Origin of the sequence: Micromonospora sp. NPDC005291, from assembly GCF_040607415.1 — a bacterium.
In the GTDB taxonomy this organism is placed as follows: domain Bacteria; phylum Actinomycetota; class Actinomycetes; order Mycobacteriales; family Micromonosporaceae; genus Micromonospora.
On record NZ_JBEXGR010000016.1, the window covers coordinates 133,998 to 156,058 of the forward strand.

Annotated in this window: 23 protein-coding genes; 11 read left to right on the forward strand and 12 right to left on the reverse strand. The window is 72.3% G+C overall.

Going from position 1 to position 22,061, the window contains the following annotated elements; all coding sequences use genetic code 11:
• Positions 1-19: 19 nt before the first annotated feature.
• The gene (locus ABZT18_RS21630; protein ID WP_355252302.1) at positions 20-622 is read right to left on the reverse strand and encodes a MarR family winged helix-turn-helix transcriptional regulator; all 603 of its coding nucleotides are present in this window, start codon (positions 620-622) and stop codon (positions 20-22) included.
• A gap of 114 nt (positions 623-736) precedes the next feature.
• Here ABZT18_RS21630 and ABZT18_RS21635 point away from each other — a divergent pair, with 114 nt between their 5' ends.
• The 3 genes from ABZT18_RS21635 to ABZT18_RS21645 all read left to right on the forward strand — a co-directional run bounded on the left by ABZT18_RS21635 (position 737) and on the right by ABZT18_RS21645 (position 4,237).
• Positions 737-2,320, forward strand: coding sequence for an LLM class flavin-dependent oxidoreductase (locus ABZT18_RS21635; RefSeq protein ID WP_355252305.1), 1,584 nt, complete (start codon positions 737-739; stop codon positions 2,318-2,320).
• A 64-nt stretch (positions 2,321-2,384) separates the two neighbouring features.
• Positions 2,385-2,984, forward strand: a complete 600-nt coding sequence (locus ABZT18_RS21640; protein ID WP_354997614.1) for a helix-turn-helix domain-containing protein — start codon at positions 2,385-2,387, stop codon at positions 2,982-2,984.
• Complete coding sequence (locus ABZT18_RS21645; protein WP_355252308.1) at positions 2,981-4,237, forward strand: MFS transporter; 1,257 nt, start codon at positions 2,981-2,983, stop codon at positions 4,235-4,237. Before ABZT18_RS21640 ends, ABZT18_RS21645 begins: the two co-directional genes overlap by 4 nt.
• Positions 4,238-4,277: 40 nt before the next feature.
• Here ABZT18_RS21645 and ABZT18_RS21650 read toward each other — a convergent pair whose 3' ends face one another.
• From ABZT18_RS21650 to ABZT18_RS21660, 3 genes are all read right to left on the reverse strand, one after another.
• Positions 4,278-4,973, reverse strand: a complete 696-nt coding sequence (locus ABZT18_RS21650; protein ID WP_354997616.1) for an alpha/beta hydrolase — start codon at positions 4,971-4,973, stop codon at positions 4,278-4,280.
• Between the two features lie 49 nt (positions 4,974-5,022).
• A complete protein-coding gene (locus ABZT18_RS21655; protein ID WP_355252311.1) occupies positions 5,023-6,060 on the reverse strand; it encodes an L-dopachrome tautomerase-related protein in 1,038 nt (345 codons plus the stop codon).
• 119 nt (positions 6,061-6,179) lie between these two features.
• The gene (locus ABZT18_RS21660; RefSeq protein WP_355252314.1) at positions 6,180-6,602 is read right to left on the reverse strand and encodes an MmcQ/YjbR family DNA-binding protein; all 423 of its coding nucleotides are present in this window, start codon (positions 6,600-6,602) and stop codon (positions 6,180-6,182) included.
• 153 nt (positions 6,603-6,755) lie between these two features.
• Between ABZT18_RS21660 and ABZT18_RS21665 the strand changes: the two genes are divergently transcribed.
• A complete protein-coding gene (locus ABZT18_RS21665) occupies positions 6,756-8,558 on the forward strand; it encodes an acyl-CoA dehydrogenase (RefSeq protein ID WP_355252317.1) in 1,803 nt (600 codons plus the stop codon).
• A gap of 10 nt (positions 8,559-8,568) precedes the next feature.
• On the opposite strand, the gene ABZT18_RS21670 is transcribed toward ABZT18_RS21665, so the two are convergent.
• Entirely contained in the window at positions 8,569-8,745 is a 177-nt protein-coding gene (locus ABZT18_RS21670; protein ID WP_354997620.1) for a hypothetical protein, read from the reverse strand.
• A 96-nt stretch (positions 8,746-8,841) separates the two neighbouring features.
• Entirely contained in the window at positions 8,842-9,561 is a 720-nt protein-coding gene (locus ABZT18_RS21675; protein WP_355252320.1) for a spermidine synthase, read from the reverse strand.
• 127 nt (positions 9,562-9,688) lie between these two features.
• Here ABZT18_RS21675 and eccB point away from each other — a divergent pair, with 127 nt between their 5' ends.
• A complete protein-coding gene (gene eccB / locus ABZT18_RS21680) occupies positions 9,689-11,074 on the forward strand; it encodes a type VII secretion protein EccB (protein ID WP_354997622.1) in 1,386 nt (461 codons plus the stop codon).
• A gap of 33 nt (positions 11,075-11,107) precedes the next feature.
• Here eccB and ABZT18_RS21685 read toward each other — a convergent pair whose 3' ends face one another.
• The 4 genes from ABZT18_RS21685 to ABZT18_RS21700 are packed head-to-tail and all read right to left on the reverse strand — an operon-like array spanning position 11,108 to position 14,939.
• Positions 11,108-11,713, reverse strand: coding sequence for a class I SAM-dependent methyltransferase (locus tag ABZT18_RS21685; RefSeq protein ID WP_354997623.1), 606 nt, complete (start codon positions 11,711-11,713; stop codon positions 11,108-11,110).
• A 54-nt stretch (positions 11,714-11,767) separates the two neighbouring features.
• Positions 11,768-12,634 carry a carbohydrate ABC transporter permease gene (locus ABZT18_RS21690; protein ID WP_354997624.1) on the reverse strand — a complete coding sequence of 289 codons (867 nt, stop codon included), beginning with the start codon at positions 12,632-12,634 and terminating at the stop codon, positions 11,768-11,770.
• The gene (locus ABZT18_RS21695; protein ID WP_354997625.1) at positions 12,634-13,590 is read right to left on the reverse strand and encodes a sugar ABC transporter permease; all 957 of its coding nucleotides are present in this window, start codon (positions 13,588-13,590) and stop codon (positions 12,634-12,636) included. The genes ABZT18_RS21690 and ABZT18_RS21695 overlap by 1 nt, the downstream gene beginning before the upstream one ends.
• The gene (locus ABZT18_RS21700; RefSeq protein WP_354997626.1) at positions 13,587-14,939 is read right to left on the reverse strand and encodes an extracellular solute-binding protein; all 1,353 of its coding nucleotides are present in this window, start codon (positions 14,937-14,939) and stop codon (positions 13,587-13,589) included. Before ABZT18_RS21700 ends, ABZT18_RS21695 begins: the two co-directional genes overlap by 4 nt.
• A 157-nt stretch (positions 14,940-15,096) precedes the next feature.
• On the opposite strand from ABZT18_RS21700, the gene ABZT18_RS21705 reads away from it, so the two are divergent.
• The 5 genes from ABZT18_RS21705 (at position 15,097) to ABZT18_RS21725 (ending at position 19,423) form a co-directional block, all read left to right on the forward strand.
• A complete protein-coding gene (locus ABZT18_RS21705; RefSeq protein WP_354997627.1) occupies positions 15,097-16,134 on the forward strand; it encodes a zinc-binding alcohol dehydrogenase in 1,038 nt (345 codons plus the stop codon).
• On the forward strand, positions 16,135-16,956 hold the full coding sequence (locus tag ABZT18_RS21710; protein ID WP_354997628.1) for a sugar phosphate isomerase/epimerase family protein: 822 nt from the start codon (positions 16,135-16,137) through the stop codon (positions 16,954-16,956).
• Positions 16,953-18,314, forward strand: a complete 1,362-nt coding sequence (locus tag ABZT18_RS21715; protein WP_354997629.1) for a hypothetical protein — start codon at positions 16,953-16,955, stop codon at positions 18,312-18,314. Before ABZT18_RS21710 ends, ABZT18_RS21715 begins: the two co-directional genes overlap by 4 nt.
• Positions 18,315-18,407: 93 nt before the next feature.
• Entirely contained in the window at positions 18,408-18,806 is a 399-nt protein-coding gene (locus ABZT18_RS21720; RefSeq protein ID WP_354997630.1) for an NUDIX domain-containing protein, read from the forward strand.
• Positions 18,807-18,847: 41 nt separating this feature from the next.
• A complete protein-coding gene (locus ABZT18_RS21725) occupies positions 18,848-19,423 on the forward strand; it encodes a DUF2267 domain-containing protein (protein WP_354997631.1) in 576 nt (191 codons plus the stop codon).
• Positions 19,424-19,562: 139 nt separating this feature from the next.
• On the opposite strand, the gene ABZT18_RS21730 is transcribed toward ABZT18_RS21725, so the two are convergent.
• Both ABZT18_RS21730 and ABZT18_RS21735 read right to left on the reverse strand, forming a co-directional pair.
• Positions 19,563-20,810, reverse strand: coding sequence for a hypothetical protein (locus ABZT18_RS21730; RefSeq protein WP_354997632.1), 1,248 nt, complete (start codon positions 20,808-20,810; stop codon positions 19,563-19,565).
• A 50-nt stretch (positions 20,811-20,860) separates the two neighbouring features.
• Complete coding sequence (locus ABZT18_RS21735) at positions 20,861-21,376, reverse strand: NUDIX domain-containing protein (protein ID WP_354997633.1); 516 nt, start codon at positions 21,374-21,376, stop codon at positions 20,861-20,863.
• A 65-nt stretch (positions 21,377-21,441) separates the two neighbouring features.
• On the opposite strand from ABZT18_RS21735, the gene ABZT18_RS21740 reads away from it, so the two are divergent.
• Positions 21,442-21,933: a type II toxin-antitoxin system PemK/MazF family toxin gene (locus tag ABZT18_RS21740; RefSeq protein ID WP_354997634.1), complete on the forward strand. Its 492-nt coding sequence runs from the start codon at positions 21,442-21,444 to the stop codon at positions 21,931-21,933.
• The last annotated feature ends 128 nt before the right edge of the window (positions 21,934-22,061 follow it).

A 22,061-nucleotide genomic window follows, 5' to 3' on the forward strand; every position in this document is an offset into this window, starting at 1 on the left:
GTGGGTCCGTGGCCCGGGTTCAGTCGGCGCTGCGGCGGCGGGCTCGGGGAGTGGCCGTCCGCCCACCGCGTACGCCCGCGGCGTCAGCGCCGCTCGGGGCGGGCACCGTCGGTGCCGGAGTGGGCTGCACCTGCGCCACAACCTCGCAGAGGTCACGCAGCGGGTCCACCGCTTGGGCCGAGCAGGCGACCTGTTGAAGAAGTGCCCGTAGCGTCGCCGACTCGGTTGGCGCGAGCGCCCCCAGCAGGTGGGACTCGACCTGCCGCAGCGCCAACCGCCGCTGCTCCCACGCGGCGCGTCCGGCGTCGGTGACGTCGATGAGCCGGTTTCGCCGGTCGCCCGGGTCCGCCCGACGGGCGACGAACCCGGGCCGCTCCAGGTCGTCGATCAGGTACGTGAGGACGGTGCGGTCGATGCCGAGTTCCTCGGCTATCGCGCCCTGGTTGCGGGCTGGCCCGTTGATCGCCGCGGTGAGCAACTGGTAGCCGCGCGGGCCGCCGGGGAAGTCGGTGAGCGTGTGCTCGGCCGCCCGGACGTAGCCCCGGAAGACGATCCCGAGCATCCAGCCCAGGTCGTCGTCGAGCGGATCGGGCCGGTCCCGCCGGTGTGTGGCACCCGTCATCCCTCGACAGTAGCGCAGTGACTCAGACCTTGTTGGCAGCAGATGTTCTGCATGGCATAAGGTTGAGGTCATGACGCATCGCCCGAGGCGTCGCGTGAATCGGGAGGCTCGCAGATGAGCGACTACGGCCATGACCTGGTCTTCGGATCCTTCGTCACCCCCAGCGGTGACAATCCGGACCGCACGGTCGGCGTCGCCGTCCTGTCCGAGCAGGTCGGGCTCGACCTGGTCACCTTCCAGGACCACCCGTACCAGCCGGCGTTCCTCGACACCTGGACGTTGCTGAGCTTCGTCGCTGCCCGGACCAGCCGTGTGCACGTGGCGGCGAACGTGACGAACCTGCCGCTGCGCCCGCCGGCGGTGCTCGCCCGCAGCGTGGCCAGCCTGGACCTGCTCAGCGGTGGCCGGGTCAGCCTCGGCCTCGGCGCGGGAGCGTTCTGGGATGCCATCGAGGCGATGGGTGGCCGACGGTTGACCCCCGGGCAGGGCGTACGAGCGTTGGAGGAGGCCATCGAGGTCATCCGTCAGCTCTGGGACGCCGAGGCGCGCGGTGGGGTTCGTGTCGACGGCGAGTTCTACCGGGTGATGGGCGCCAAGCGCGGCCCCGCTCCGGCGCACGCGGTGCCGATCTGGCTGGGCGCGTACAAGCCCCGGATGCTTCAGCTCACCGGTCGCCGGGCCGACGGCTGGTTGCCCTCACTGGGCTACCTCCAGCCCGGTGACCTGGCCAAGGGCAACGCGATCATCGACGAGGCCGCCCAGCAGGCCGGCCGCTCACCCCAGGACGTGCGCCGGCTGCTCAACATCTCCGGCCAGTTCTCAGCCGTCGGGAGTGGCCCGCTGAACGGGCCCGCCGAGCAGTGGGTGCAGGAGTTGGCCGAGCTGGCGCTGGGGGAGGGCGTCAGCACCTTCATTCTCGGCAGCGACGACCCCGACGACCTGCGCCGGTTCGCAGGCGAGGTGGCCCCCGCCGTGCGCGAACTGGTGGCGGCCGAGCGCGATCGCGGTGCGGCACCGGAGCGTACGCCGGCACCAGAGCCGGAGCCGGAGCCGGTGGCTGCGCCGCCGGTGCGGCCGAGCCGCGCGACCGTGACCGGCGGCGCGTTCGCCGTGGTGCCGACCCCGGACGACGGTGTGCGGCGCAGTGACCAGCAGGTGTGGGACGAGTCGGCCCGGCCGACCGGGCCGGTGCCCGACCCGGATCGCACCTACACCCCGCACGAGCAGGCCACCGGTGCGCACCTGGTGCAGATCCACGACGGCCTGCGCGCCGAGCTAAGTCAGATCCATGACCTGATCGAGCAGGTGGCGGCCGGCGAGATCGACGCCGGTGCGGCCCGGTCCCACATCAACACGATGACCATGCGGCAGAACCGTTGGACGCTGGGCGTCTACTGCGAGTCGTACTGCCGCATCGTCACCACCCACCACACGATCGAGGACCAGTCGCTGTTTCCCCGGCTGCGGTCGCGTGATCCCCGGCTCGGCCCGGTCGTCGACCGGCTGGAGCAGGAACACCACGTCATCCACGACGTGCTGGAGGGTGTCGACCAGGCCCTGGTCGCATACGTCGGGTCCCCGGACGGCCTGACCGAGCTGCGGGCAGCGGTGGACCTGCTGACCGACGCCCTGCTGTCGCACCTCAGCTACGAGGAGCGTGAGCTGGTCGAGCCGTTGGCCCGGTTGGGCATCGCCTGATCATCGTGGCACCCCGGAGCGGCCCGGGGTTGCCCGCCGCGATCTGAGAGGCTACTTTCGAAACATGTCTCTCAAGAACCCGTACGGGGATTTCGAGATCACCGAGCCGCAGGCGCTGCGGGCGTTGGCCCATCCGGTCCGGCTGGCCATCCTCGACCGCCTCCAGCGGCACGGCCCGGCCACCGCCACCGGCCTCTCGCCACACGTCGGTGCCACACCGTCGGTGGTCAGCTGGCACCTGCGGCACCTCGCGACCTTCGGCCTGGTCACCGACGCGGAGGGCACCACCAGCAAGCGCGAACGCTGGTGGCAGGCGGCTGCTCGGGGCTTCCGCTTCACGCTGCCCGACGACGCCGAGGGGCAGGCCGCGGCCCGTCAGTTGCGCGGCGAGATGTTTGCCCGCTCCGCCGAGGTGCCGCAGCAGTGGCTGCTGCACGACGAGCCACGGCTGGACTCGCAGTGGCGCGGGCTGGCCGGAGTGGCCGACACCCAGTTCGTGGCCACCCCCGAGGAACTGCGGCAACTGGAGGCCGCGGTCGAGGAGCTGCTCGCCCCGTACGTGCGGCGCAAGGACGACGAGGACGCGTCACCGGCCGAGGCGCGGCGCGTCCGGATGCTGCGCTACCTCCTGCCCGAGCCCGGCGACGAGCCGGCCGCGTCATGACCGCCACCGCCACCGCGCCCCCGCTGGTGTTGCACCGGGACCGGCGGTTCCGCACCTTCTGGTCCGGCCAGACGATCGCCCAGTTCGGTGACCGGATCGGCGAACTGGCCCTGCCACTGATCGCCGTCTCCCTGCTCACCGCGACGCCGGTGCAGGTCAGCGTCCTCACCGCGCTGATCTGGCTGCCCAACCTGCTGGGCCTGTTCCTCGGCGCCTGGGTGGACCAGCGCACCCACAAGCGGCGGCTCCTGATCATCGCCGACCTGATCCGCGCGGCGGTGCTGCTCAGCCTGCCGGTGGCCTACCTGTTCGACGCGGTGACCCTCACGCAGCTCTACCTGGTGGCACTGCTCACCGGCGCCGGGGCGGTGCTGTTCGCCATGGCGCATCAGGCGTTCTTCGTGGCCCTGGTGCCGCGATCGTCCTACGTGGACGCGACCAGCAAGCTGAGCATGAGCCGATCCCTGTCGTTCATCGCCGGCCCGGCCGTCGGTGGGGGACTGGTCCAGGCGTTCACCGCGCCGGTCGCGATCGTCGTCAACGCGGTGTCCTTCCTGGGCTCGGCACTGTTGCTCAGCCGCATCCCGGTGACCGAGTCGCCTCCACCACCGCGCCGGTCGTCCACCATGGGCCTGGTCCGCGAAGGGCTCGTGCTGGTGCTACGGCACCCGGTGCTGCGTGCCGCCCTCGGCTGCACCAGCACGGTCAACTTCTTCACCTTCATCGCCGGCGCCCTGCTGGTGCTCTACGCCAGCCGTGAACTCGACCTGTCAGCCGGCGCCATCGGCATCGCCTTCGGCTTCGGCGCGCTCGGCGGCCTGGCCGGCGCGGCGCTGGCCCCACGTATCTCGCGCGCCATCGGGTTGGGCCGTACCGCCATGATCGGCGTGGTGCTCTTCCCGGCGCCCCTGGCGCTGACCGCGGCGGTGACCGGCCCGACCTGGACGAAGGTGGCCATGTTGGCGGCCATTGAGCTGGTCTCCAGCGTCGGGGTGATGCTGATGGACGTCAACCTGAACGCCCTCATCACCGCGGTGACACCCGACGACGCGCGGGGCCGGCGCGCCGGTGCGTACAGCGCCGTCAACTACGGCATCCGACCGCTCGGCGCGCTGGTCGGTGGTGCGTTGGGCACCACCATCGGGCTGCGGCCGACCCTGGTCATCGCCGGCCTGGGTGGCGTGCTCGCCGTGTTCTGGTTGCTCGCGTCGCCGATACGGCACATCGCCACCATCGACGAGCCGGCCACCTGAGCCGCGAAGCGGATCGAGGTGGCCGGCGCTCGGCCGCAACTCAGCCGGCCTCCGCCAGCAGCAGCCGGGCCAGCTCAGTGGGCTGGGAGAACATCGGCCAGTGGCCGGTGGCCATGGTGATCAGCCGCCAGTGCTCGCTGGTCAGCAGCTTGGCCACGGTCTCGTTGGGCTCGGGCCCGTCGAGCAGGCACTTGATGTATGTCGCCGGCAGCTCGCCCAGCGGCCGGGTCAGCATGGCCGGCTCGGTCAGCGTCGCGCCCGGGTGCGGGGTGGAGCCCTCGATCAGGCGGGTGATCTGTGCGTCGGTGAGCCCCTGACCGTCGAGGTCGGCCGCGCCGAGGGGCGGCCAGTCGCCGCCGTTGTCGGCGATCAGTGCCTCGAACGCCGCCGGGCCCTGCCACCAGCCGGACGCGAACGACCCGCCGTCGACCGGCACCTCCGAGTCGACGAAGACCACCCGGGTCAACCGGTCGCCGATTCGTTCGGCGGCCTGACCCACCGGGATGCCCGCATAGCTGTGCCCGACCAGCACCACGTCGCGCAGATCACGCCGCTCGATCTCATCGACAATGTCCTGCACGTGGGTCTGCTGCCCGGCGGGTGCGCCCCGCTTCTCGGCGAGACCGGAGAGGGACAACGGGTGGGCGCCGTGGCCGGCCGCGCGCAGCGGCGGCACCACCTCGTCCCATGCCCACGACCCCAGCCACGCCCCCGCCACCAGTACGAAATCAGCCATGGCCGGGACCCTAGCGCCGACCTGCGACAACCCGGCGGCGGTGCGGAGATCAGGCACGGTCCAGTGGGGGCGGCTCGGCGTCGACCGGCATTCGATAGATCTGGACCGGGTAGTCGACCGCCGACTGCCCACCGTTGAGCCCGGCGGTCAGGTGCAGCTGGGCTGCCGGCATCCAGAGCTGGGCGTCGGCATCGAGCCACATCGCGTCCACCCAGGCCAGCCGGGGGTCGGCGACGAGGGTGCGCACGCTGCGGTCCGGTGCGAGGGCGAGGACACGTCGACGTTCCACGTCGCTCAGGTAGATGGTGCCGGTGGCGTCGATCGCCGTGCCGCCGGTGCTGGGTGTGTCGCACCACCGTTCGACCCGCCGGGCCATCTCATCCGTGGACACCGACGGGTCGTCCAACCAGCGGGTGGCGATCCGGGACATCCCGCCGGAGGCCGGCTGGTAGTAGAGCCAGCGGCCGTCGGGCGACACCTCCAGTTGGTCGGCGTGCATGTGCACCTCAGCGCCGCCCGGATCACGCAGCGCACGCCCGTCGGCCACCAACGGCCCGCCCACCGTGCTCGGATGACCGTCCAACACCCGCCGGGACCGACCCGATTCGAGTTCGAGCACGATGAGGCCGGGCGCCCCCGCGTCGGTGAGGTACGCGATGGCGCCGTTGAATCGGACGTCGTCGACGTAGCTGGTGGGGTGCACCGCCTCGTCAAGGTGGTAGACCCGGTCCACCCGATCGCCGTCCGGGTGGACCACGATCAGCCGAGCGCCGCCCGGCACCTGCTGGCCGCCGATCTGCGGCGCACCCGAGTCAATGATCCACAGTCGGCCGTCCGGCCCGGCACGTAACCCGTTGACGTGAACGAACGCGCCGTCCGGTGACTGGTCCGCCTCGTTCCACGCGGCATCCGGGTACGGTTTGCGGCCGCCGTCCGGCAGCGCCTCGACCACCTGTACGCCGGGCCTGTCCGCCGACGGGTAGCTCAGGAAGACCCGCCCTCGCAGGAATGTCACGCCCGTGCACACCCGGTCCTCGCTGAGAACCGGGATCAACCGGGGATCCTCCTCGGTGGGCAGCGTGGACATCGACCCGCTCCTCACCCGCCCGACGGCGTCCTCGGCTCCAGCCGGTGGCCGACGGATCCGACCATCCAGCCCGGTATCCCCGGAGCATGCCGGGCGAAACCGCCGGCCACCGCCAGGGCTCAGGCGATCGGCGGGGTCGGAGGGCCGACCAGGGCGGCGAGCCGCTTCGGGGCCAGCATGCGGTAGCTCTCGGTGAGCAACTCGGCGACCTCCTCCCAGCCGGTGTCCGCATCGAGGACCATGCCCATCACGGTCGGGCCCCACTCCGGTTTGTAGAAGGGGTGCCCGCAGCCCAGGAGCCCGGCGATTTCATCGGGTGGCGACCGGAAGATCAGCAGGCAGGCGGGCTGGTCGACCTCGGCGGCGCGGGCGTGGGCCACCTGGCGGTCGGGGTCGACGGTGAGCACGTGGGCGAAGGTCCGCTTGCGGATCCGCCAGCGGGTGCCCACCCAGGCCGGCTCCTCGTAGGTCTCCGGCAGTTCGCGGCAGATCGGCCGCAACCGGTCGAGGACCTCGGGCGGGACGTCTCCGGGTGCGGTCACAGGCGGTGACCCTAGTCGGCCGGTGTGACAACTTCCGCTCGGCGAGGGCTGCCGGGCCGGTGGTGTGCACCAGGCCCATCCGCCAGGATGGTCCGGGGTGACGCCGGGCCGTCGCCCCGGACCGACCCACCCCCGTGCCCGCTGAGGAGCGCCGTGCCGTCCACCCTGCTCTCCCGTCGCGACCTCGATTTCCTGCTGCACGACTGGCTGCGGGTGTCCACGCTTGTCGAGCGCCCCCGCTACGCCGAGCACTCCCGGGAGACCTTCGACGATGCCCTGGACCTCGCCGAGCGGGTCGCCACCGAGCAGTTCGCTCCGCACAACCGCGCCGCCGACCTCGCCGAGCCCACCTTCGACGGGCAGCGGGTGCGGTTGATCCCGCAGGTCCGCGCGGCGCTGGACAGCTTCGCCGAGACAGGCCTGCTCACCGCCGGGCTGGACGCGTCAGTCGGCGGTCTGCAACTGCCGCACGCTGTCGCGGCGGCCTGTTTCACCTGGTTCCAGGCCGCCAACGTGGCCACCTCGGCGTACCCGTTCCTCACCCTGGGCAACGCCAACCTGCTGCTGGCGCACGGCAGTGCCGAGCAGGTGGACACCTACGTCCGGCCCATGCTGGACGGCCGGTTCTTCGGCACCATGTGCCTGTCCGAGCCGCACGCCGGCAGTTCACTGGCCGACATCACCACCCGCGCCGAACCGCAGGCGGACGGCGCGTACCGGCTCTTCGGCACCAAGATGTGGATCTCCGGTGGCGACCACGAACTGGCCGAGAACATCGTCCACCTGGTGCTGGCGCGGATCCCCGGCGGGCCGCCCGGCGTGAAGGGCATCTCGCTGTTCATCGTGCCCAAGGTGCTGGTCGGCCCGGACGGGTCGCTCGGCGACCGCAACGACGTGGTGCTGGTCGGGCTCAACCACAAGATGGGGTTCCGGGGCACCACCAACACCCTGCTCAGCTTCGGCGACGGCGGGCACACCCCGGGCGGCCGCGCCGGTGCGGTCGGCCACCTGGTGGGCGAGCCGCATCAGGGTCTGGCGCAGATGTTCCACATGATGAACGAGGCCCGGATCGGGGTCGGGGCCGGCGCCACCGCGCTGGGTTACACCGGCTATCTCAAAAGCTTGGCCTACGCCAAGCAGAGGCCGCAGGGCCGTCCGGTCGGCGCGAAGGACCCAGCCGCGTCGCAGGTGCCGATCATCGACCACCCCGACGTACGGCGGATGCTGCTGGCACAGAAGAGCTACGTGGAGGGGGCGCTGGCGCTGGTGCTCTACTGCGCGCGGCTGCTCGACGAGCAGAAGACGGCCCCGTCCGACGCCGACCGCGAACGCGCGCACCTGCTGTTGGACGTGCTCACCCCGATCACCAAGAGTTGGCCGTCGCAGTGGTGCCTGACCGCCAACGACCTGGCGATCCAGGTGCTCGGAGGTGCCGGCTACACCCGCGATCACGACGTGGAGCAGCACTACCGCGACAACCGGCTCAACCCGATCCACGAGGGCACCCATGGCATCCAGGCGCTGGATCTGCTGGGGCGCAAGATGACCATGCACGACGGGGCGGGTCTCGCCCTGCTGACCGGGACGATCGGGGACACGATCGAGCGGGCCCGACAGGCCGGGGGTGAGGCGGCCGGTCTGGCGGACCGGCTGGCTACGGCCGTGGATCGCGTCAACGCGGTCACCCGTCGACTCTGGGCCGACGGTGACCCGGTGCTCGCGTTGGCCAACGCCAGCGCCTACCTGGAGGCGGTCGGGCACGTGGTGATCGCGTGGATGTGGCTGGAGCAGGTGCTGGCGCTGCCGCCCGAGGGGGCCGGTGACGCGTTCCACGCCGGCAAGCGGCAGGCCGCACGCTACTTCTTCATGGTCGAGTTGCCTCGTACCGGCCCGCAGTTCGACCTGCTGGACAGCCGGGACCGGACGACCCTCGACATGCGCGCGGACTGGTTCTGAGCGCCCCGTGTCACCGTCGGCGGGTCTGGTGATGCATCGCCTGCCGCCCCTTGACCACGCCGAGAATGATCACCACGACCAGCGCGATCAGCCCGATGATGATCAACCAGCGGACGGCTTCGAGGAGCAACCCGAGCAGGATCAGCACACCGGCGACGACGCCGACGACCCAGAGCAGTGCACGCATGTCCACCTCCGGTAACCGGTCGCGCCCGCGGCGGCGACCCCCGGGCCACCTTCCCGATCCGGCCGGCACCATGCGCGAGCGACGGGACGAGTGGGCTCAGCCCTCGGTGCGCGCCACATAGACGGTGTTGGCGGACTCGCCGCCGGTCAGCGGGTTGGCGAACGGTACGACGTGCGCCCGCACGCTCGCGAACACCTCGCTGAGCGCAGCGGTGAACTCGGCGTCCGGCGGGTCGTCCGACCAGAGCGCGAAGACCCCCTCCGGGCGGAGCAGGGCGGCCAGCCGGCGCAACCCGGCCGGTGGGTAGAAGGCGGCATGGCTGGGGTGTAGGACGTTGCGCGGGGAATGGTCGACATCGAGCAGCACGGCGTCGAACCGCCGCCCGGGCACCTCGGTGTCGAAGCCGCTCTCGCCGGCCACCGCCGCGAAGAAGTCGGCCTGCACGAACCGGGTCCGCGGGTCTTCGGCAAGCCCTGCCGCGAACGGCAGCAGCCCTCGACGGTGCCAGTCGATCACGTCCTCGATGGCCTCCACCACCAGCAGCGAACGCACCCGCGGGTCGCCGAGCGCCGCGCAGGCGGTGTATCCCAGGCCGAGACCGCCGACGACCACGTCGAGCGACTCACCGGCAACCTCGGCGAGACCCAGCCGGGCCAGCTCGATCTCCGCGACCGGGAAGAGGCTGGACATCAGGTACTCGTCGTCGAGCTTGACCTCGTACACCTCGACCTGGAGTGCCAGATCCCGGCGCCGGCGCAGGCTGATCGCGCCGATCGGGGTCTCCCGCCAGGCCAGCTCTTCGAAACGCGCGCCCACGGGTGCCCTCTCGCCGCCGGATTCGTCCCCGGATGATACCGGTTGCCCCGTGACGGCCACGCAGGGTCCACGGGACATCGACGCAACGCATATTCTGTGCCCGGCCGATCCACCTGGAAGGGACCTCATGCCGTCGCGGCAGGACCAGCTGCACTCCTACCAGTTCAGCGTCCAGCGAGCTGTCGCCGCCCTGGTCATGCGGGAGACCGACCCCGCGCAATCGCCGTTTCGGCGGCTGGCCGGCGCCGGCCTGGCCAGCGTCCTGGTCGCGGCGATCGGGCTCGGTGGCTCGGCGCTCTACGGCCTGTTCGCCGGCGGCGGCAAAGGGTGGCGCGACCCGGGCGCGGTGATCGTGGAGAAGGAGTCCGGCGCCCGGTTCGTCTATCGCGAGCAGAAGCTGCACCCGGTGCTCAACTACGCCTCGGCGCTGCTCATCGTCGGCGCGGACAGGTCGAAGACCGTGCTGGTCTCCCGACGCACGATCGACGGCGTGCCGCGCGGGCTGCCGCTGGGCATCGCCGACGCCCCCGATTCACTGCCCGCCCCCGGCCGGCTGGCCACCGCGGCGTGGACCGTCTGCTCGACGGCCCCCGCCGGCGCGGGCGGCGAAAGGCCCCGCTCCGCGCTGCTGATCGGCACCGAGTCCGATGGTGGTCGGCCGCTGGGCGACGATGCGTTGCTGCTGCGCCACCCCGACGGCGGGCTGCACCTGGTCTGGCACCAACGGCGCTACCTCGTCCGCGATCCCAGCAGGGTCCTGGCGGCGCTCGCCACCACCCGGGCACAGGCGGTGCCGGTGGCACCCGCCCTGCTCAACTCGCTGCCCACCGGCACCGACCTCGCCCCGCTCAACCTGCCCGACCTGGGCCGGCCCGCCACTCGGGTGCCGGGCGCCACGATCGGCACGGTCTACCTGGTGAGCAACTCCGGCGGCGGCCGGCAGTACGCGGTGGCCCTCGACGCCGGGTTGGCCGGCATCTCCGAGTTGCAGGCGGGGCTGTTGCTGGCCCGCACCGGGCAGGGTGAGCCGGAGCCGATGACGTTGGGCCGGTTCGCCGCGCTGCCCACGGTGCCCGACCTCGCCCCGAGCGGCCCGACCGCCCCACCACCGACCCCGCCCCGGCTCGCGGCCGGCGACGACGGGGCACTCTGCACCCGCATCGCCGACGACGGTGGGGTTGGTGAGGTGCGCTGGGGCGTACCGCTGCGGGACCTGGCGGCCGTGCCGCGGACCGCGCCGACCGGCGGCGCGGTGCTGGCCGACCATGTGGTGGTGGAGCCGGGCCGCGGCGCGGTCGTCGAGGCCGCCGCGGCGCCCGGCGCGCCCGGCGGCGCGGTGTCCGTGGTCACCGACCTGGGCCGACGGTACGCGCTGCCCGACCGTGAGGTGCTCGCGATGCTCGGCTATCGCGATGTGCGCCCGCTGCGGCTGCCGGCTGGCCTGGTCAGCCTGGTGCCCGCCGGCGCGACCCTGGACCCGGCCGCCGCGCGGGCCGTCGCCGCCCCCGACTGAGGGTGACCGGCCCGACCGGGGCCGGGCCGGGTGTCAGTCGGCCGGGCGGCGCAGGATGGTGACCGCGAACGGAGCGTCGTCGCGCCACGGGCGCAGGTCCCAGGTGGCGAACCGCTGCTCCACGCGCAGCCCGGCGGCCACCGCGTCGGCGTCGAAGGCGTTCAGCGGGTAACCACGCTCGGTGCCGAAGCCCACGGCCAACACGCCATCGGGCCGCAGATGCCCGGCGATCCGGCGCAGCACCTCCGGCTCGGTGCCGACGGCGACGAAGGCGAGCACGTTGCCGGCCAGCACCGCCGCGTCGAACGGCTCCGTCTCACCCATCGCCGGTAGGTCCAGCTCGGCGAGGTCGGCGACCAGCCACGTCGGGCCGGGATGGTCGGCGCGGGCGGCAGCCACCAGCGCGGGGTCGGCGTCCACCCCGACCACGGTGTGCCCGCGCTGGGCCAGCGCGGCACCCACGCGGCCGGTGCCGCTGCCGGCGTCGAGAATCCGTGAGCCGGGCTCGACCAGGGTGTCCACCAGTCGGGCCTCGCCGGCCAGGTCCGCGCCGTCGGCTGCGAGCTTCCGGAACCGGTCGATATACCACTGCGAGTGCTCGGGACCGGTGTCGGTCGCCCAGCGGGTCGGGTTGGCCATGAGGCCACCGTAACCGGGTCGGCGGGGCCGCGGCCGGGGACCCGGGGGAGACGATCATCCCTTCTCCGCGCCGCTGGTCAGCCCTTCGGTGAGCAGCCGTTCACTGGCGAAGAACAGGATCACGATGGGCAGGGTGAGGACGACCGACCCGGCCATCAGCACCGTCTTGGGCACCTCCACCCCGTCGGAGAGCAGGGACAGCCCCAACGACACCGTCCACCGGTCGGGCTTGTCGACGAGGAACAGCAGGGCGAAGAGAAACTCGTTCCAAGCGATCATGAAGTCGTAGAGCGCGACGGCCATGATCGACGGCATGGCGAGCGGCAGGCTGACCCGCCGGATGATGCCGAGTCGGCCGGCGCCGTCGATGGCGGCCGACTCCTCCAAACTGACCGGGATGGTCTCGAAGTAGTTCTTCAACATGTAGACCGAGACCGGCAGCGTCTGCGAGATGTAGACCAGCACCAGGCCGAACAGTGAGCCGCGCAGCCCGGCCCGGGTGAAGACCACGAACAGCGGGATCGCGATGACGATCGACGGGAACAGGTAGACCGCCAGGAACAGGAAGTCGACCTGTCGCCGGCCGAAGAACCGCAGCCGGGCCACCGCGTACGCCCCGGGGATCGCCACCAGCAGGGTGAGCAGGGTCGCCGCGACCGCGACCACCCCGCTGTTGCGGATGAAGGTGAGGAACCCCTGGCCGCCGTCGTCGGTGGCCTTGAGCACCTCGGCGTACGTGGCCACGGTCAGCTCACCGAAGCCGACCACCAGCGAACCGGGGTCGAGCAGCAGGCGCTCGATGGGACGCATCGAGAGCACCAGCATGTAGTAGAAGGGGAAGATGGTGACCACCAGGAACACGGCGATCACCAGGCGGCGTAACCACCGCAGGCTCACCGTCTCGACGACGTCCCGGTCCATCAGCTCACCCTCCGTCCGAAGAAGCGCAGATAGATCAGCACGAACACGATGAGCACCACGGCCAGCACGACCGCCTGCGCGGCAGCGGCGCCGATGTCGGTACGGGCGGTGAGAAACTCGTACACCCGCACGCTGACCACCTCGGTGCCCGCCGCGCCACCGGTGAGCAGGTAGACGTCGTCGAACTTGTTGAACGTCATGATGAAGCGCAGCACGCCCAGCAGGGCGATCACCGGCAACAGTTGCGGCAGCAGGATGTGCCGGAACCGTTGGGTGGGGGTGGCGCCGTCGACCCGGGCGGCCTCCTCCAGCTCGCCGGGCACCGCCTGGAGCCGGGCCAGCAGGAACAGGAACGCGAACGGGAAGTACCGCCACGCCTCGAACACGATCACCGTGGTCAGTGCGGTCGACTCCTGGGACAGGAACGGCACCGGCGCGTCCCAGCCGAGCAGCCGTTGACCCCAGTGGTTGACGATGCCCAACTGCGGGTCGAGCATCACCTGCCAGACGAAGGTCACCGCGACCACCGGTGCCACGTACGGCAGCAGCATGGACGCCCGGACCAGGGTGCGGCCCCGGAACGGCCGGCGGACCACCAGGGCGGCCACCAGACCGAGCAGGATCGACCCGACGGTGCCGCCGAGGCTGTAGATCAGGGTGACCCACAGCGTGTCGGCGAAGCCGGGGGTGTGCAGCACCCGGTCGATGTTGTCCATCGTGAACTCGCCGAACAAGCCGGTCTTGCGCAGCGTGGCGAGCCGGACCCGTTGGAATGCGAGCACCACGGTCCACACGATCGGGATGCCGATCACGGCGATCGTGACGAGCAGGGTCGGTGCGACCAGCGCGAGCCCGGCACGGGATTCGCGGCGGCGCAGGGTCAGCGGTCGGCGGCGGGCCGGTGCCGGCCGCTCCCGGGTGGGGGAGCGGCCGGGGCCGGGTGCGGTGGTGGTCAATTGACGCCCGCCTTGATGGCGTCGACGTCCTTCTTGGCGCGGGCGGCGGCGGCCGCCGCGTCGGACTTGCCGGAGACGACGTCGTTCAACGCCTTGGGCACCGGCAACTCGCCGAGCATGGCGCCGACCAGCTTGCCCTGCCCCTGGCTGAGCCCCCACCGCCCGAAGGTGTCCGGGCTGCGGCGCAGCGTGGCCAGCACCTCGTCGCCGTACACGTCGGCGAGGGGCTTCTTCGCGTCCACGCCGGCCTGGCTGGTGTTCCACTGGGTCAGGTACGCCTCCGGCTCGGCCTGGGTGCCCTTGCGCACCGGGAAGCGGCCCTCGGGGGACATGCCGAACCAGCGGGGGTAGCCGTCGCTGAGCATGTACTCCACGAAGGACTTCGCGGGGTCGGCCGCCGCGCCGTCCAGCACGGCCCATGAGCTGATCTCGCCGTACTGTGCCGGTTCGGTGCCGTTCGGGCCCTTGATCGCGGTGACGAACCCGCTGTTCTTCGCCAGGAACGCCGGGTCGGCCTGGCACTGGGGACATGTCGGTTTGGCGTCGTTGCGCAGCCCGGCCAGCTCGTCGAGGATGAACGGCGACCAGATCACCATGGCCGCCTTGCCGGCGAAGTAGGTGGCCCGGGTGGTGTCCACGTCCTGCGCGCCCTTCACCGAGCTGGTGCGGATCAGGTCGCCGTAGAAGCGGAACGCCTCGACACACTGCGGTGAGTCCAGGGTGACCGCCCCGGTGTCGTCGGTGAGTTGGCAGCCGTTGGCCAGTGCCAGGTGTTCGAAGGTCTGCTGGGTGAACACGTCGCTGGGGGCGGTCGCCGCGGTGATCCCGGCGACGCCGCCGGTGTTCAGCTTCGCCGCTGCGGCGGTGATCCGCTCGTACGTGTCGGGGGCGGGCAGGCCGGCGGCGGCGAACAGGTCCTTGCGGTAGACGAGCAGCTGCCCCCACCCGTCGCTGGGCACGGAGAGCTGCTTGCCGTCGTCGGCGGTGAGCTCCAGCGCCCGGGGGGAGAACGTCTGCCGGCCCAGCTTGTCGACGACCTCCGCGTTCGCCGAGGCGTGCAGCAGCTCGTTTCCGGCGAGCGTGCGGATGCCGGCCAGGGAGACCGAGCCGACCACGTCGGGCAGGTCGCCGGCGGCGGCGTTGGCGGCGATCAGGGAGGGGAACTGGTCCTCGTTGACGGTCACGAGGTCGACCTGGATCCCGGTCTTGGCGGTGAAGTCGGCAATGATCGCCTTGGTGGCGGTGACCCGGTCGGCGACGTCTTCCAGGCTCCAAACGGTGATCTTTTTGCTGTTGCTGTCCGATTCGTCGTCGCCGCAGGCCAGCAGGGTGGACGTTGCCAGTGCCATGATCAGGGTAGTGGCGAGTATCCGCCTCGGAGGTGCTGACATCGGTGGCACTCCTCTCGAAGGGTACATGCCGGATTCAACACCTTCGATAGATCAATGACAAGACATATGGCGATTTTTTGCTATCCTGGAGCCCAGTGCTACCGGGATGTGACACATGGCCAACTGGGTTGTCTCTCTCGCCGGGCCTCGACAGATCAGCCTCGAGCCCTGCCCACCAGATCCGCTCGGCCCCGGCCAGGTCAGAGTCCGCACCTGCTACTCGGGCATCTCCGCCGGCACCGAGCTGACCCTCTATCGGGGCAGCAATCCTCGGCTCAGCAAGGACTGGGACGACGCCGCCCGGATGTTCGTGCCCCGACAGACCCCGGTGCCCTACCCGCTGATCGGCTTCGGCTACGAGGAGGTCGGCGAGGTCGTCGAGGTCGCACCGGAGATCACCGACCGGCACCCGGGGCAGCTCGTGTGGGGCATCTGGGGGCACCGGGCCGAGGCGGTGCTTCCCGCCGGGGCGGTCCGTCCGTTACCCGCCGGGCTCGACCCGCTCGCCGCGGTCTTCGCCCGGCCCGGCGCCATCGCGCTGACCGCTGTGCTCGCCGCCGACCTGCACCTCGGCGACTGGGTCGGTGTCTTCGGGCAGGGCGTGATCGGTCTGCTCGCCACCCGGCTCGCCGTGCTCTCCGGCGCCCGGGTGGTGGCCGTCGACCGGGTGCCCGACCGGCTGGAGCACGCCGCCCGGTACGGCGCCCGATCCACCGTGGACGCCGGTGCCGAATCCGCCGCCGCCGTGCTGCGCCGGGCCACCGATGGCCGGGGCGCGGACGTCTGCCTGGAATTGTCCGGCGCGTACCCGGCGCTGCACGAGGCGATCCGATCCACCGCACACGCCGGTCGGGTCGTGGCCGCCGGCTTCTACCAGGGCCAGGCCGACGCGCTCGGCCTCGGCGAGGAGTTCCACCACAACCGCATCCAGTTGGTGGCCGCCCAGGTGTCCGGGCCAACCCCCGCGCCGAGCATGGCCGGCCGGTGGACCGGGGACCGGGTGGCGCAGACCTTCATGGACCTGGTGGCTGAGCACAGCGTCGACCCGTTGCCGCTGGTCAGCCACATCGTCGACGCCAGCGCGGTCGCCGACGCCCTCGCGCTGCTCGACCGCGGCGCCGGTGACGTCCTCCAAGTCGTGCTGAGGTTCTAAATGACCACCATCGCGCTGGCCTGCCAGGAACAACTCCTGCCGGGCACCAACCTGATCCAGAAGTACGCCCTCGCGGCCGCCCTCGGCTACCAGGGCATCGAACTACGCGGGCGCGGTGACCTCGCGTTCGCCCGCCGGCTGCCGGAGCTGCGCCGAGCCCGCGCCGCCGGGGTGGTGATGCCCACCGTCTGCGTCGAGATGGACCACTTCATCGGCGACTTCGACCCCGCCCGGTCCGCCGACGCGATCCGCAACCTGCGCTCCCAGCTCTCGGTGATCGCCGAGCTGGGCGGCGTCGGGGCGATGACCCCGGCCGCCTGGGGGATGTTCTCCCGGCGACTACCGCCGTTCGAGCCGCCGCGCCAGCCGGCCGGCGACCGGCAGGTGCTCCTCGACGCCCTCGGCGAGCTGGGCGAGCACGCCCGGGCCGAGGGGGTCACCCTCTTCCTGGAACCGCTCAACCGGTACGAGGACCACATGGTCAACCGTCTCGACGAGGCGGTCGCCCTCTGTGCCGCGCTCGGGCTTCCCTCGGTCCGGGTGGTCGCCGACACCTTCCACATGAACATCGAGGAGGACGACATGCACCGCGCGCTGCGCGCCGCCGCGCCGTACCTCGGGCACGTGCAGGTCAGCGACTCCAACCGGTACCAGCCGGGCGCAGGGCACCTGGACTGGCCTGCACTCGTGCGTACCCTGCTGGAGCTGGACTACCGGGGGTGGCTGGCGCTGGAGTGCCGGCTGCGCGGCGACCCCGTCCGGGCTCTGCAACAGGCCGCCACGGTGCTGCGACACGCGCTGCCCCGGCGGGCCGCCGCATGACCGCCGGTGCCGCTTCGACCCGCTTCGGTGGGCCGGCCGACCTGGCCGGGCTGCGCCGACTCGCGGTCGACACGCTCGACGCCAACTGGGAGCACGACCACACCGTGCCCTCGCGCACGCTCTACCCACACCAGTGGAGCTGGGATTCCGCGTTCATCGCGATCGGGCTGGCCCAGGTGCGCCCCGACCGGGCCTGGCGGGAGCTGGCGAGCCTGTTCCGGGCGCAGTGGGCCGACGGACGGGTGCCGCACATCGTGTTCAACCCGGCGATGCGGGTCGGCGCGTACTTTCCGGGGCCGGAGATGTGGCGCTCGGCGAACGCCCAGGGCGCCCCGACCGTGGCCACCTCCGGCCTGGTTCAGCCGCCCGTGCACGCGCTCGCCGCGTGGCTGGCGTACCGGCGGGCACCCGACCCGGCCGGCCTGGCCGCGCTGCGCCGGCTCTATCCCGCCCTGGTCGCCCAGCAGCGCTACCTGGCCGACCGGCGGGACGTGGCCGGCGACGGGCTGGTCTGCATCGTGCACCCGTGGGAGTCCGGGTTGGACAACAGCCCGGCCTGGGACGAGCCGATGGCCGCGGTCCCGGCCGAGGCGGCCGTCATGCGCGCGTACCGCCGGCATGACACCACGCACGCCGACGCCGCACACCGCCCCACGGACCTGGATTACGCGCGCTACCTGGCGATCGTCGCGTCCTACCGCGACCACGGCTACGCCGACCGCGACCTGGCCGACGATCATCCCTTCCTGGTGGAGTGCCCGCTGTTCAACGCCGCGTTCGGGGCTGCCGAACACGCCCTCGCCGAGATCGCCGCGCTCATCGGCGACGACCCGGGGCCCCACCGGGTCCGCGCAGCCCGGATCACCGAGGCACTGGTACGACGGCTGTACGACCCGAGCACCGGCACGTTCCAGCCCCGCGACCTGCGTAGCGACCGACTGGTCAGCGCCCGGACCGTGCTCGGGCTGACGCCGCTGATCCTGCCCGACCTGCCCGCCCGGCAGGCCGACGCGCTGGTCGTCGAGGCCCGCTCGGCGCGCTTTGGGGTGGCCCGGCGAATGGACCGCCCGCTGCCCAGCCACGACCGGACCGCGCCCGACTTCGAACCGGTGCGCTACTGGCGCGGGCCGAGCTGGCTGAACATTGGCTGGCTGGTACGGCGCGGGCTGCTCACGCACGGGCACCCGGAGCTGGCCGCCGGGCTGCGCCGGTCGATGATCGGCCTGGTGGCCGGTGCCGGCTGCCACGAGTACTTCCACCCGGACACCGGCGCCGGACTGGGTTCGCCGGCATTCGGTTGGACCGCCGCGTTGCTGCTCGACCTGCTGGCCGACGGGCCGGATCCCGACGCGGGCTGAACCCGGTGCTCGTCTGCTGCCGGTCGTGCCTGATCGGCTTTCGGGCGTTGCCGGGTGGTAGCGTGCCCGGTCCCGGCGGCCAGAAGGAGCATCGTGCGCGAGATCGACAAGGTGGCCTGGATCCTCATCGAGGACGGGCGGGTGCTGAGCACCCGGTCCCGGGACAAGGACGTCTGGTACCTGCCCGGTGGCAAACGTGAGCCGGGGGAGACCGACCTGGAGACCCTGCGCCGGGAGATCGACGAGGAGTTGAGCGTCGAGGTGGACGTGCGGGGCGCGGTGCACCTGGGCACGTTCACGGCTCAGGCGCACGGGCACGCGGCCGACACCATCGTGAGGATGACCTGCTACCGGGCCGGCTACCGGGGGCAGTTGCTCCCGGCCAACGAGATCGCCGAGATGGCCTGGCTCGGGTACGCGGACCGACACCGCACCTCGCCGGTCGACCAGCTCATCTTCGACCACCTCGTGGCGGCGGACCTGCTGCGCTGACGACGCAGTTTGCCGGCACCGGCCGGGGGTAAGCGCCCGGCGTGACCGACAGCGCCTACGGTGGGTTTCCGCACTTCATCGACGCGGTGTCCCGACGGTCCGGCCTGCCGGTCGAGCAGGCCGCCGCTGTCGCCCGCGCGGTGCTCCAGACGATGGCCGAGCGAGTGACCGGCGGCGTGCCCGACGACCTCGCCGGGCACCTTCCGGACGAGGTCGACGGCTACCTGACCGGCCCGGACCTTGCGGCCCCCGATTCGGCGGCGCCGGCCGGCCTGAACCGGGCCCCTGACCCGGCTGCCGTGCCCGGTGGTCCGGCTACCGGCGGGGATGGGCTGTCCATCGGTGGTCCGGATCCCGGTGTGGACGGGCTGGACACCGGCGTTGGCCTGGATGTCGGTGGGCCTGTTGCGGCACCGCCGCCGGATGCCGGGCCGACGGAGTTCCTTCGACGCGTCGGGCAGCGCGCCGCAGTGGACCAGGCCACCGCACGGGCCGGCACCGGGGCCGTCTTCGCGACCCTGCGGGAGGCGGTGACCGTACGGGAGTTCCGGGAGATGGTGGCGCGACTGCCCCGTGACGGCGAGGGCGGTGCCGCGCCCGGCCCGTACGGCACCTGACCCCGTCGCACGCCGCAGTCCTCGCCCGGTGCAGCGAGATCCACTCGACATCCCCGATGTCGCGGTGTCCGGGAAGGTTCATACCCCCACATCGGCGATCTGGAGTCGATCCGGGCCCACCGATCGCACAGGGCTGGGCTCACGTCGCGGAGTCGGGCAACTCCTCCGGGTCGGCGACCCAGGCAGAGAAGACCGGCACCCCGTGCCACGGCCCGGTACTCCCGTCGGCTTTGCTGTCGGTGGCGACGGCCACCACGGCGTACGGGTGGCCGAAGCGCAGCTCGGCGGTGCGGGCGACGCCCTCGGGTGGCAGGCTGGTCAGCCCGAACATGCCGGTCACCGCCGCTGCCTCGAACCCGTACCGGCCGTACCGGGCCATCGCCACCTGCCGCGCCTCGAAGCCCTGCACCGGCTGGGCCAGCGCCCCTGCCAGCGCCGCCGTGGCGGCCGGGAAGCCCAGCGGCTCCGCACTCAGGTCGTGCTCGCTGCGGGCCGACCAGCAGGGGAGTACGGCGTTGTGTCGCTCCTCGCGGCCGTCACGGGCCCGGGTGCGTACCCGCTCCTCGCTCAGCGTCCACAGCGGAGTCTCACCGAGCGGCAGGTCGAACAGGGAACGGCTGCCGGCTGGTTGCGCGCCGTCGGCCGCGCCGGCACTGAGGTCGTACGCGGCGGCCAGCACCTCGGCCGGCGGCACCTGCGGCGCGGCGGCCACCGAGAGAACCACCAGCCCCGCGCCGTCGGCCGCCTGAGCGGGCGCGGCGTGCATGATCACGTCACCGGCCCGCGTGGTCGTCGCGATGGCGCACCGGTGGCCGTGGCTCGGGCTGCGCAACACTCGGCGCAGCCCGCGTGCCCAGGGGCTGCCCGGGCCGAGCGCGCGGGCGTCGGCGACCTCGAACGGGTCGGCCCACGAGATCCGGGTGGCCAGCGCGCTGGCCAGGGCGAAGACCACGTCCGGGCTGACCTTCAGGGGGAACGTCTCGATCAGGCCGTCGGTGTGCTCCCGCGCCCAGGCGTCCAACCCGGCCTGGTCGGGTAGGGCGCCGACCGCGGTCGTCGCGGGTAGCACCGCTCGCCACCCGGTCGTCCCGTCGGTGCCCCGACCCTGCCGGTCCCAGAGCGCGGTCGCGGACGCGACCAGCGGATGCGGCGCGTCCAGCAGCCTGCGGGCGACCTCGGTCGCGCTGGTCAGGTCGGTGCCGAGGGCCTCCGCAAGCGCCCTGAGCGCCGTCTCGGGCGCGGTCGCCGGGTCGGAGTCGGCCGCCGCGCCGCTGAGGGCGAGCAGCAGCCAGGCCCCGAGCGGAGAGGCGACGTGGTGCCGGTCGCCGATCGTGGCGTGCAACCGCTCGGCGTACGCCCGGAGCGGCCCGTGCAGGTCGGTCGTCATGCCCCCACTCTGCCCGCCGCCGTCCGGTCCGGCATCCTCACCGGCCTCGCTCACGACCACAGCTCGAACGGCTCGTCGATAGCCGTGCCGGCGAGAAAGGGCGTGATCAGTTGGGGGAGCTGCCCGGGGTAGAACCGTTCCCGACTGGCCACCACCTCCGGCAGCGGCCACCAGCGGAAGCCGAAGTAATCCTCCCGCTCGTAGTCGAGCCGGTCCGCCTCATCCACGTCCGGTCCGGGGCCGGCCAGCCGCACGGCGACGATCACCTCGTCCTGGACGTGGCGCAGCTGGCGGTGCAGAAAGCTCGCCCGCCGTCGCCAGGTCGGTGCACCCACCTGGTCGGGGGTCACGGCGATGCCCGTTTCCTCGCGTAGTTCCCGCACCGCCGTGTCGCGGTACGTCTCGCCGGGGTCCATGCCGCCGCCGGGCAGCTCCCACCAGGTGCCCAGCCGGGGATGGTCCGGGTCGCGGGTGTGGAACAGCAGCACCCGGTCGGTGTCGTCACGGACCACCACGCGCACCGCGCGCCGCTCCAGGATCGGCAGGTCGTCGGGCAGCTCACTCATCGGGCCAGTCTGCCGGAGCGCCGCCGACTCCGGCGGCCCGCGCAGGGGCCGGTAGGCTGCCGGCCGTGGCTGGTCTGTTGAGGAACGTAGCGCAACGCATCTCCCGAGTGGGCGCGGTGCTCCCGTCGCCCCGGCGTTCCGGGCCGGCCCCCGCGCGGGTGGCCCGCCCCCGCCAGGTGAACGCGTTGCAGCGGCGGGAGCTGACCTACGCCCCGGAGCGGGACGGCCAGGCCGACCCCGGGGAAATCGTCTGGACCTGGGTGCCGTACGAGGACGACCCTCGGCAGGGCAAGGACCGTCCGGTGCTGGTCGTCGGACGGCACAGCCGCACGCTGTTCGGGCTGATGCTGTCCAGCCAGAGCGAGCGGGACGGGCAGCGGCACTGGTTCGCTCTCGGGCCCGGCGAGTGGGACCGGGACAACCGGCCGAGCTGGGTCCGGCTGGACCGGGTGCTCACCATGCGCGAGGACAGCATCCGCCGCGAGGGCGCCGTGCTGGACCGCCCCCGGTTCGACCGGGTCGGGCAGGCGCTGCGCGCCGGCTACGGCTGGCGCTGACCGCGCGCCTCTCGGCCTGCCCCCGACAGGTGCTTCTCGCGGCCTGCCCCGAAATAGCGCCTGTGCGGGTGCCTTGAGAGAACGCGACTGTCCGAGTGCCTTGAGAGCGCGCCTGTCGGGGCGCCCAG

Bases quoted from the DNA above. Each gene is read 5' to 3' on its own strand.
- ABZT18_RS21685 (WP_354997623.1), bottom strand. From the start codon at position 11,713: ATGGCCAACCCGACCCGCTGGGCGACCGACACCGGTCCCGAGCACTCG.
- ABZT18_RS21700 (WP_354997626.1), bottom strand. From the start codon at position 14,939: ATGGCACTGGCAACGTCCACCCTGCTGGCCTGCGGCGACGACGAATCG.
- ABZT18_RS21735 (WP_354997633.1), bottom strand. From the start codon at position 21,376: ATGAGTGAGCTGCCCGACGACCTGCCGATCCTGGAGCGGCGCGCGGTG.
- ABZT18_RS21640 (WP_354997614.1), top strand. From the start codon at position 2,385: ATGTCTCTCAAGAACCCGTACGGGGATTTCGAGATCACCGAGCCGCAG.
- ABZT18_RS21645 (WP_355252308.1), top strand. From the start codon at position 2,981: ATGACCGCCACCGCCACCGCGCCCCCGCTGGTGTTGCACCGGGACCGG.
- ABZT18_RS21705 (WP_354997627.1), top strand. From the start codon at position 15,097: ATGGCCAACTGGGTTGTCTCTCTCGCCGGGCCTCGACAGATCAGCCTC.
- ABZT18_RS21715 (WP_354997629.1), top strand. From the start codon at position 16,953: ATGACCGCCGGTGCCGCTTCGACCCGCTTCGGTGGGCCGGCCGACCTG.
- ABZT18_RS21655 (WP_355252311.1), bottom strand. From the start codon at position 6,060: ATGTCCACGCTGCCCACCGAGGAGGATCCCCGGTTGATCCCGGTTCTC.
- ABZT18_RS21630 (WP_355252302.1), bottom strand. From the start codon at position 622: ATGACGGGTGCCACACACCGGCGGGACCGGCCCGATCCGCTCGACGAC.
- ABZT18_RS21710 (WP_354997628.1), top strand. From the start codon at position 16,135: ATGACCACCATCGCGCTGGCCTGCCAGGAACAACTCCTGCCGGGCACC.
- eccB (WP_354997622.1), top strand. From the start codon at position 9,689: ATGCCGTCGCGGCAGGACCAGCTGCACTCCTACCAGTTCAGCGTCCAG.
- ABZT18_RS21635 (WP_355252305.1), top strand. From the start codon at position 737: ATGAGCGACTACGGCCATGACCTGGTCTTCGGATCCTTCGTCACCCCC.
- ABZT18_RS21690 (WP_354997624.1), bottom strand. From the start codon at position 12,634: ATGGACCGGGACGTCGTCGAGACGGTGAGCCTGCGGTGGTTACGCCGC.
- ABZT18_RS21650 (WP_354997616.1), bottom strand. From the start codon at position 4,973: ATGGCTGATTTCGTACTGGTGGCGGGGGCGTGGCTGGGGTCGTGGGCA.
- ABZT18_RS21730 (WP_354997632.1), bottom strand. From the start codon at position 20,810: ATGACGACCGACCTGCACGGGCCGCTCCGGGCGTACGCCGAGCGGTTG.
- ABZT18_RS21670 (WP_354997620.1), bottom strand. From the start codon at position 8,745: ATGCGTGCACTGCTCTGGGTCGTCGGCGTCGTCGCCGGTGTGCTGATC.